The following is a 2,133-nucleotide window of genomic DNA, read 5'->3' on the forward strand; positions in this document are numbered from 1 at the left end:
CCGCCCTGCGCCGCGTGGCGAATCAGCGGGCAGCGGCGCACATGCTTGAGCTCCTCGACGAGACCGGCGCCGACCTTTCCGATGAGGCGCTGCGCGGCGCGTGGCGGGACGGCGGGCGCGGTTGAGCGTGCTGCTCGCGGATAAGTCCGCACTGGAGTGGGCCAGGCGAGACAAACGCGCGCGGGCCGCGTTTCTGAGCCTGCGCACCGCACACGTCATCGCCGCGTGCCACCTGACAGCCCTGGAGATCTGCTACTCCGCGCGGAACCAGGCAGATCTAGAAGCGCTGCTTGTCGGCCAGCGGGCACTGGAATGGCTGCCGGTCAACGAGGCGGTGATGGACCGGGCACTGGAGGTCCAGCAGCTGCTCGCCGCGCACAGCGGCAACGGCCACCGCCGCCCGATCCCGGACCTGATCATCGCCGCTACCGCCGAACTGCACGGAGCCGAGGTCCTGCACGTCGACAGCGACTATGACATGATCGCCCGGGTCACCGACCAGCCAATGCGGCGCCTGTTCGATCCCGGCCCCACATGACTACGCGCCGCGAGCTGCACCGAGGCTGCCCGGCACGGTGGGAACCCAAGAAAAGTGAACAGGCCGACCGCCCAGCCTGGCGCTGTCAGATCGGCCGTTGACTTGCACCGCAACCGGGCCGCACGAGTGACGGGCGCAAACCCGGTACCCCGGAGGGCGCAGGACCAGCCTGCCAGAAAGAACGCTGACCTGCGGAAACGGGTGCCCCCAGTAGGATCCGAACCTGCGCTCATGGCTCCGGAGGCCGCCGAACCACCGGTTACTTGCGTTCTGCCAACGGCGTGCGCGAACAGGCTGGCTGACCTAGCCTTTTCGTCGATGGTCACGTCGAGCGCAGCAGCCAGTAACCGTCGGATGCTCACCGTGTCGCGCGCAGGCGCTCGGCGGTCAATTCGATCGGCGGCTGGTAGCCCCGCGCGCTGTTGATGTTGCGTCGCAGCGTCTGGTTGAGGTCTGCGATATCGGTGATTGCCAGTCCGCCGGAGCGGGTGGTCACGGTCTCGCACATGAATGCCATGTCATTCATGCACCCCAGGACGCTGCGGTCGGCGGTCTTGGCGAGGCCGACGGCGGCCGGGTCCGGGCTGCCGAACGTGTCCGCCGGTAGCTCCTCGCGCCGCAGTTCGCGGCTGATCAGGCCGGTGACCAGGCGGCCGGGGTCGCGCAGGTCTGCGGCCCTCACGTCCGCCTCGAAGACGGTGAACAGTGTCGCGGCGTGGGTGAGGAGCAGGCATTTGCGGCCGCTCAGCCACAGCAGGTTCGCGTACCAGTCCTCGCCGTCCGGCGGGCGGTCGATGAGCTGCCGGGGCCCGATCAGGGTAAGGAGCTTCTTCGTGCACCGCAGGATCACCAGCCAATCCTATGGCCGTGCCGCTGGCCGTCAGCTGTCCGCGGAGCGGGCACGCGTGTCACGTGATCAGGTCGCGGTACCGGATCTCGGTGACTTCGCCGGAGGGCAGGCTGGCCTGGCGTCCTCGTGAGGGCTTCGGTCCCCACCAGGGCAGGATCGGCAGAAGATCGGCCATTCCGTCCGGCGCGGGCGGCATCGGGGTACTGCCGCCGTCCCCGTTCCAGCGGCGGCCGTACTGGTCGGGGACGTCGCCCCAGCCCCAGCACGGCAGCGGCCTGTCCGGGACGGTGCCGAGGCTCTCCAGCGGGTCCACGAGCTTCGGCCCCACGGTGCACTCATGCTGCCAGTTATCGCCCAGGTCGAAGACGTAGGCGAACTGTTCGCTCAGCCGCAGCCTGCCGAGCCTTGTCTTGGCTCCGTCTAGCGATCGGTCTGGTTCCTCGCCGTCCCACCAGCGGTGTGGGGTGATGATCGATCGGGTTAGAAAGTCTTGGAGCACGTACGCGACGGGATACCTTGCCTCTAGTTCGCTCGGCGACTGCCCCGCTGAGCCAAGAGCAGGGCATCCAAGCACAGCCAAACCGCCCCGTGACTGCACCCGGTCACGAGGCACTTTCTTCCGCTCCTCAGACTCGCGACCTTATGCAGGTGAACGGGCCTCGCGCCTGCGGCGCGTATTGGCACACACGCGCCGCCTGGGCGACAATGCCGGGATGGCTGGTGATGACAGCAAGGCCCCGTCGCC

Annotated in this window: 3 protein-coding genes; 1 reads left to right on the forward strand and 2 read right to left on the reverse strand. The window is 68.4% G+C overall.

The annotated features are described in order from the left end of the window. Positions 1 to 127: 127 nt before the first annotated feature. Positions 128 to 538, forward strand: coding sequence for a PIN domain-containing protein (locus VGZ32_RS16575; RefSeq protein WP_326886955.1), 411 nt, complete (start codon positions 128 to 130; stop codon positions 536 to 538). A gap of 358 nt (positions 539 to 896) precedes the next feature. Here the strand turns inward: VGZ32_RS16575 and VGZ32_RS16580 are convergent, their stop codons facing one another. Continuing rightward, on the reverse strand, positions 897 to 1,388 hold the full coding sequence (locus tag VGZ32_RS16580) for a DUF6933 domain-containing protein (protein ID WP_326886953.1): 492 nt from the start codon (positions 1,386 to 1,388) through the stop codon (positions 897 to 899). A 58-nt stretch (positions 1,389 to 1,446) separates the two neighbouring features. Then, a complete protein-coding gene (locus VGZ32_RS16585; RefSeq protein WP_326886954.1) occupies positions 1,447 to 1,887 on the reverse strand; it encodes a hypothetical protein in 441 nt (146 codons plus the stop codon). Positions 1,888 to 2,133 lie beyond the last annotated feature (246 nt).

It is taken from the genome of Actinocrinis sp. (genome assembly GCF_035938995.1).
Lineage (GTDB): Bacteria > Actinomycetota > Actinomycetes > Streptomycetales > Catenulisporaceae > DASZGI01.